The 7,160-nt window shown below is 39.6% G+C and carries 7 protein-coding genes; 5 read left to right on the top strand and 2 right to left on the bottom strand.

The window, feature by feature from the left end:
* Nucleotides 1-176 precede the first annotated feature (176 nt).
* The 3 genes from ACWF4Z_RS38000 to ACWF4Z_RS37990 all read left to right on the top strand — a co-directional run bounded on the left by ACWF4Z_RS38000 (nt 177) and on the right by ACWF4Z_RS37990 (nt 2,986).
* The gene (locus ACWF4Z_RS38000; protein WP_089030066.1) at nt 177-1,196 is read left to right on the top strand and encodes a protein rep; all 1,020 of its coding nucleotides are present in this window, start codon (nt 177-179) and stop codon (nt 1,194-1,196) included.
* Nucleotides 1,197-1,505: 309 nt separating this feature from the next.
* Nucleotides 1,506-2,120: a hypothetical protein gene (locus tag ACWF4Z_RS37995; RefSeq protein ID WP_376642771.1), complete on the top strand. Its 615-nt coding sequence runs from the start codon at nt 1,506-1,508 to the stop codon at nt 2,118-2,120.
* Nucleotides 2,121-2,386: 266 nt separating this feature from the next.
* Complete coding sequence (locus ACWF4Z_RS37990) at nt 2,387-2,986, top strand: type II toxin-antitoxin system PemK/MazF family toxin (protein ID WP_452248087.1); 600 nt, start codon at nt 2,387-2,389, stop codon at nt 2,984-2,986.
* Between the two features lie 318 nt (nt 2,987-3,304).
* Here the strand turns inward: ACWF4Z_RS37990 and ACWF4Z_RS37985 are convergent, their stop codons facing one another.
* On the bottom strand, nt 3,305-3,979 hold the full coding sequence (locus tag ACWF4Z_RS37985) for a hypothetical protein (RefSeq protein WP_376206252.1): 675 nt from the start codon (nt 3,977-3,979) through the stop codon (nt 3,305-3,307).
* Nucleotides 3,980-4,528: 549 nt separating this feature from the next.
* Here ACWF4Z_RS37985 and mobV point away from each other — a divergent pair.
* Nucleotides 4,529-5,977, top strand: coding sequence for a MobV family relaxase (mobV, locus tag ACWF4Z_RS37980; protein WP_377995604.1), 1,449 nt, complete (start codon nt 4,529-4,531; stop codon nt 5,975-5,977).
* 10 nt (nt 5,978-5,987) lie between these two features.
* Here mobV and ACWF4Z_RS37975 read toward each other — a convergent pair whose 3' ends face one another.
* A complete protein-coding gene (locus ACWF4Z_RS37975; protein ID WP_010890187.1) occupies nt 5,988-6,467 on the bottom strand; it encodes a DUF3967 domain-containing protein in 480 nt (159 codons plus the stop codon).
* A gap of 128 nt (nt 6,468-6,595) precedes the next feature.
* On the opposite strand from ACWF4Z_RS37975, the gene ACWF4Z_RS37970 reads away from it, so the two are divergent.
* Nucleotides 6,596-6,757, top strand: coding sequence for a hypothetical protein (locus tag ACWF4Z_RS37970; protein ID WP_014475552.1), 162 nt, complete (start codon nt 6,596-6,598; stop codon nt 6,755-6,757).
* Nucleotides 6,758-7,160: the final 403 nt, after the last annotated feature.

Genomic DNA, 7,160 nt, shown 5'->3' with positions numbered 1-7,160 from the left:
GTCTTTTCTTATCTTGATACTATATAGAAACATCTCAAGGCAAAAAAAAAGCCCTCATCCCTTATTTGTCAAGGGATGGAGGCTTTTTTGACAGGTAAAAACTCCTTCTGCTATTATTGAGTTACCACACTTAACAATAGAATGCTAGATTACTAGCTCAGAAGGAGTTTTTCATTTTGTATTCATCTGAAAACGATTATAGCATCCTCGAAGACAAAACCGCAACAGGTAAAAAGCGGGATTGGAAGGGGAAAAAGAGACGGACGAATCTTATGGCGGAGCATTACGAAGCGTTGGAGAGCAAGATCGGAGCACCTTACTACGGCAAAAAAGCTGAAAAATTAAATGGTTGTGCAGAGTATCTTTCGTTTAAGAGAGACCCGGAGACGGACAAATTAAAACTGTATCAAGCCCATTTTTGTAAAGTGAGGTTATGTCCGATGTGTGCGTGGCGCAGGTCGTTAAAAATTGCGTATCATAATAAATTAATTGTTGAGGAAGCGAATCGGCAGTATGGCTGCAGTTGGATTTTTCTCACACTTACAGTTCGTAATGTCGAGGGCGATGGATTAAAACCTATGATTACTGACATGATGAAAGGATGGAATCGTCTTTTCGGTTATAAACGAGTCAAAGAAGCTACTTTAGGTTATTTCAGAGCTTTAGAGATTACCAAAAACCATAAAGAAGATACATATCACCCTCATTTTCATGTGCTGTTGCCTGTAAAGAGGAATTATTTTGGAAAGAATTATATCAAGCAGGCAGAGTGGACAAGCCTATGGAAAAGGGCAATGAAATTGGATTACACGCCGATTGTCGATATTCGTCGAGTTAAAGGTAAATCGAAGATTAATGCTGAACAAATTGAGGACGAAGTACGGGAAGCTATGGTGGAGCAAAAAGCTGTTCTCGAAATCTCTAAATATCCGGTTAAAGATACGGATGTCGTGCGCGGTAATAAGGTGACAGAAGACAATCTGAATACAGTGTTTTATTTGGATGATGCACTGTCTGCTCGTAGGCTGATCGGGTATGGTGGAATTTTGAAAGAGATACATAAAGAACTGAACCTTGGTGATGCTGAAGATGGAGATCTTGTTAAGATTGAGGAAGAGGATGACGAGGTAGCAAATGGTGCATTTGAAGTCATGGCTTATTGGCATCCTGGTATTAAAAATTACATAATCAAATAATAAAAGCAGGCTTGATGCCTGCTTATTTTTTTTCACTTTTATCTAGGAAAAAAGAAAACCACATAACACTTATAAATCCAGCAACAGCAAGAATGCCAACCACTATATAGGCCCACATTGGTATATCCATTAATCTTCCTCCCTAATGTTTTGAACATACTCTTATTATTAACAAAAAACAGAAGAAAAGATATGAGAATTTTCTATTATTATCCTTAAAACTAGCTTAATATTCCTTATTTTCAAAAAATTCCATTGAAAAAAATGGTATAAATTAAACGTATTTAAACTTTTGAAGGAGATGGAATTATGGAAGCAAAGTCACTATTGAAATGTGTAGCTGTTCCTGTTTTAGCATTTTCAACGTTATTATCAGCTGGTTTGCCGAGTGCACAAGCAGCGAATCATTCTGTTCAAAGTAGTGTTGAGAATAAGGTTTCTAAATTAAATATTCAACAATTAAAAGAATACAATAGCCTGAAAAAACAAGGCTTTAATGTCTCCATTTCTGAAAGTGAAGATGGGACTGTATTCATAAATGCATATGAAAGTTCGCCAGTTACTAACAAGAAAGCTGAACCGGGAAAGATTACTACCCAAGCAGTTGTTGGTGAACAGACTTTTAATATAAAACAGTCTGTATACTATGGTTATTCTCGTGTAGGTGGCATTTCAGGGAAAATTAAAGTTGAATATAGAGGAAAAACAGTAACACCAGTATCTGATACTTTAAGAATTAGTAGAGGGGTAGCAAAAGAGAAAAAATACAAGAGTGGTAATCCTGGTAAAGTTACGTTTCCATTTGTTATTAATTTAGGTAGTTCACCTTTTAATACAGGTTCTGTTCCTTTTGATTCTTGGTTCTATATTTATAGCACCGGAAAAGTTAAATTTGATCAGACTGGTACACCTAAAAAATTTTAAAACGGAGCAGGCCTTAGGGTCTGCTTTTTATGTGTACGAGGCTCCACGATGTTTGACACGGCTATGAACTGGACGGTTATCTTGTCAACATGAGGAAGAAGATGACAAGGTTGCAAATGGAGTATTTGAGGTTATGGCTTACTGGCATCCAGGTATTAAAAATTACATAATCAAATAAAAGAGTGGCTATAAAGCTTACTCTTTTATTTATGAAATTCAGTTTCTCTTCTAGGCCTTTAACTGTAAAATATATCTAGGGGGGAATCATGAATAAAAATAATACTAATCAGATAACGGCATCAAAAAAAATAGGGCATGATCCAGCTTTAAAACAAAGAACTCAAAAGCTTTTAAATAATTTGCAGTGTATAGTGGAAAATATGGATGAGAAGCGTGGTTCTATATTTTTAGATTGGTTAGATACTCAGAATAATTATCTAAAATGGGAAACGAATTTTGATCCAAAAAGATTAAAGAAGTATAAACGGGGAGATATTGTTTTTGTTCATTTTGGGTTCAATGTTGGGGCTGAATTTGGTGGATTACACTATGCAGTAGTCGTAAAAAAAGATTCTAAAAGTAGTCCAATGTTGAATGTTGTGCCTTTGTCGTCTTTAAAAGAAGGACAGACAGCAGATGACTTGCACCCAGAAGAGTTATACTTAGGGAAGATTTCTGGACTAAATGATAAAGAATCATTTGCTAAGATTAATCAAATGAGATCTGTAAGCAAAATCAGGATTTTTAATCCTAAAAAGTCGTCTGATGTAGCTTTTAAATTGACTAATGAACAAATGGACTCCATTGATCAACGAATTATGAAGTTGTATACCAATATCAAAAACACACAACAAAATACTGAATGATGTTGACTTTTTTATATAAATAGTGTATAGTTTATTTCACATCTGAAAAAGGATGCATATACTTAATGTATAGCTGAAATATTAAATAATGCCCTTGTAAGCAGTGATGCTTACCATGCGGTCACATAAAAACTTAACTTACCATGTTTTATACATGGTCAAAAGGAAAAGCCACTCCATTATGGAGTGGCTTTTTACGTTGTAGGTGTCTGGTAGTAAGCGATGATACCGATTAGGCTTAATACGACTACGACTCCTAATATGCTCCACAATGTTACTTTCATACGTTTTGACATGCTATGACCTCACTTTGTAGGCTCAATCAACAGTGAATTTCTTGTATGTTCTCTTTCCGTTTTTATCTCCAACGGCTTTAATGAAAACATTACCTAAAGTGATGCCGACATCTTTGATTGGCCCGATTTGGTAATAGAAACTTCCTGTAACAGCGGCTTTGTTGTCACCAGTGACCCAAGCATTTTTGCCTCCAGTATTTAATCCTGTGCGTACAACTGGATTCCAATTACGGACTACTCTTGCACTGGAAGAGTTGATCTTTTTCACTTTGCCCTTTGTTACATTGTAATTCACAGAAACTCTATAAGTAGTCACTGGGGCGCCAAAAAATTTCACAGAGTTTTCGTAAGAAACGCCTTTGTCTCCCTGAGTCTGAATAGGTTGCTGAGTTACTGTTTCTTCTGTTTCAGTGTTGATTGGATCAAGTTTCGTAAAGCTTTCTACAAGCTTTTCCTGATCTTCTGGTGATAAGGCTTTGAAGTCTTGAAGTGCTTTCCCGGGCTCCATAACGGCAGCGGCTATGTATTCTGGAGAAACACCTGCGGCTTTAGCAGCATTTTCATCATAATGGGCAAGGTAATTTTCGTAGTCTTGAGGTGTGTACTTACTCTTTACTTCTTCAGCAGATGTGCTAGAAGGTAATACCAATCCAAGTGTAACAAAACTGATAATCATAAACAGAATCCATTTCCTCATTTTCACACTCTCCCTTGTATGATTTTGGTACCGAATTCACGTTAACATAGCTTGTATCCTAATATGAATAAAATAACAATATTTAAAATAAATTGAATAAAAATTCCTATGAGATTGAACTTTTGATTGCGGGCATTTTTGCGGTTTTCAAAGTGTGTGAAATGAAGATATATCAACGGTTCAACTTTATTTTTATTGGGTGAGCAGATGTGAAAATAGAGAAAGTAGATGCGTGTTACCGCAGCGTACTTTCTCTATTTGAAAATTTGACACACAGAACAATTTGTTCATGTGGTTCGATGCTGCGGGAGCAGCAAGGGTTTTTCCGATTTTCTGCCGATCTCTCATCGGCGGAAAAGTCGGGTCGGCGGACAGCCGACAAGTGGCACGAACTTTCGATGCGATAGCGAGAATGAGAGAGCCACCGGCACCGCAGGTCGCACGTCCAAATTGAATCCGTAGGAACAATTTGGTGTAGTGCGTTACACCAAAGATAAACTTTGTGTTACCATAACCCCTATACAGTGGTCTGAATCGGGGGTTTTTCTCATGGCAAATTATGCAGTCATCAGGATGGAAAAATACAAAAAAGATAGATTGAATGGAACGCAAAAACACAATCAGCGGGAGTTTCAAAAAAGCAAAAATGAAAATATTGATCGGGAGCGGACGCACTTAAATTATGATCTAGTGAACGAGAAACCGATTAGCTATTCAAAAGCGATTCATGAAAAAATTGAGGGGCGAGTCAAACGGAAGGTCCGAGCGGATGCTGTTTTGGTCAGCGAATTTTTGATCACGGCAAGTCCTGACTATATGAACGGGTTGAGCGATGCGGAGCAGCGGCGCTATTTTGAAACAGCGGTTGATCATTTGAAAGAGAAATACAGCGCTGAAAACATGCTTTATGCCACAGTCCATATGGATGAAGCGACTCCCCATATGCATGTTGGTATTGTACCGATCACGGAGGACGGCCGACTCTCTGCGAAAGATTTTTTTAATGGCAAATTGAAGATGAAAGCCATTCAAGATGATTTTCATCGGCACATGGTTGAAAACGGTTTTGACCTGGTGCGCGGCGAACCAAGCGAAAAGAAGCATGAGAATGTTCACCAGTATAAAATAAATCAGCGGCAAGCGGAGCTTGAGCGGCTTAATGCTGAAATTGCTTTAAAGGAAAAGCAGAGAGAGGAACTGGAAAAGCAAAACAAAGCTGTTCAGGCAGTTATAGAAGTGAAAAAAGAATCGCTGACAGCTAAGGCTGAAGAGTTGAAAATGCCGACTATTGAACATGAAAAAGCGTGGCTCAAAAAGGATAAAGTCATTGTGCCGGAGCGGGAACTCCATGCTTTGTATGCCTATGCGGAGCAGAAAACTAAAACGGCAGCCGAGTTGGCGGGGCAATTGAAGTCGGAAACGCAGGAAAAGGAGCGCTGGCAGTCTATCGCCCGGCAGGAAGCAGATCGGGCGGATGAAAAAGACCAACGGCTTCAGGAACTGCAGAGTAGGATCCATTCAGAAGTTGAAGCGTCCAAAAAGGAAATGCGGCGCAAGCTTGCAAAGGAATTTACGGAAGAGCAGCGTGAGGATCTGCGGCAGGAAGTGAAGGAGGAGCTGACGGCTTTACGAACGGAAAATAAGGAACTGTCAGCTGAAAATAAAGGCTTGATCATTGAGAGGAATCGCGAAGCTGAGGAGAGCCTAAAGCTAAAACAGGAACTTGATAAGAGAAACGGTCAGTATGCTGAGGTTTTGAGTTTCGCCAAGAAGCAGAATCAAACGCTTGAAAAAGTGGCTGGAGAAAACAAGGCGTTAAAAAAAGAAAATAAGACACTAAAAGAGAGAGTTGCCGTACTGGAACAATGGAAAGACAAAATGGTTCAGTGGGCTAAAGAAAAATTACCAAAGATGCGGAAATTAGCGGCATCGTTTTTCCGTACGGCTGGAATGCCTAGAGAAGCCAATAAATACAAGGACAATGAATTAGAGCGGTGAAAACGGGCAATCAATTGCCCTTCCAAAATTTCCACCACTTTTTTTGTTTGGTGGCTGCGATCATTTTTTGTGTCTCAAGGGACTCACGTAATGCAGCGGTGAGTGTCTCGTGCCTTTCTTGCTGTCTTTTTTCGAATCGTTCCATCCGTTCTGCCATGTGGCGGTTGAATTCTTCCTGTCGTTTCATGAATTCGACTAAAGGATTGTCCTGTAGCGATGTAGCGGTATCCGATATGGTCAGTTTAGAACGATATAAGCTTGCTATGTGCTTTACCGTTTCGTCGAGTGAGTGTCCATTGATCTTAGTCATTGTACATAGATACTCTAAAGTCTTTACGTCATCCTCGGTATAGAGTCGCCATCCTTTCGAATCTTTATTGAACGAGTAGCCTTGTTCTTCAAGCATACTGGCATACTTGCGGACAGTTACTGGCTCTATACCGAGGTGTTTTGCGACGTCCTTTGATGATAATTTGATTCCCATATCCATAACGTATCACCTCGTAAAAAGGGTTCGCTATAGTGAGGGCAAAGCCCTTTATTTAGAGCCATTTAAAAAGAAAGCTGTTCCGTTCTTTTATCAGGTTGGGACTGTATTTAGTTTATGGGGGAGTGCCAATGAGTGATTTTGAAACAGGAATGAGATATGTAAGAGCAACCCTTGGCTTTGAGGGTTTAGTGCTGACGGAAGAAGAGGAAAAGCTTTTAGAAAGACGGTTTCATGGAGAAATCACAGAGGAAGAATACATACAAAAAGCGTTTGAGCTTTCTTTGATGTGATGTACCTGCAGGGGCTTATAATATTCATAGCTGTTGTTAGAACCTAAACCCTTTTACCGTTTTTGGCGGTGAGGGTTCTTTTTTTTTTTTAGGCAGTGATGCGATTTTGGCGTGAGTCAACGGTAACCGGACCGTAGGGAGGATTAAGGAGTTGACTCGCTCAGCGCCACCCGAACCCTTTCAGCACTCAAACAAACCCGTTTGTTTGACGCCAACCGGCGAGGGAGCCCCCCGAAGATGCGGGGGGTTGGGGGGATTGAATGCTGGCATCCAACGGCCGTCCGTTGGTGGGTTTGGGCAAAGCCCAAGAACTGTTGCAAGGCTCGTTGAGAATAAAGAATGCTTTTCAGGATGCTTAGAATCGTTTCTGAGAGCTTCAAATAAAAAAGATGACCTTTTATAG

It is taken from the genome of Kribbella sp. NPDC055071, from assembly GCF_053608045.1.
The sequence above is the reverse complement of the archived record's forward strand: the minus strand, read 5'-3'. Positions and strand labels throughout refer to the sequence as shown.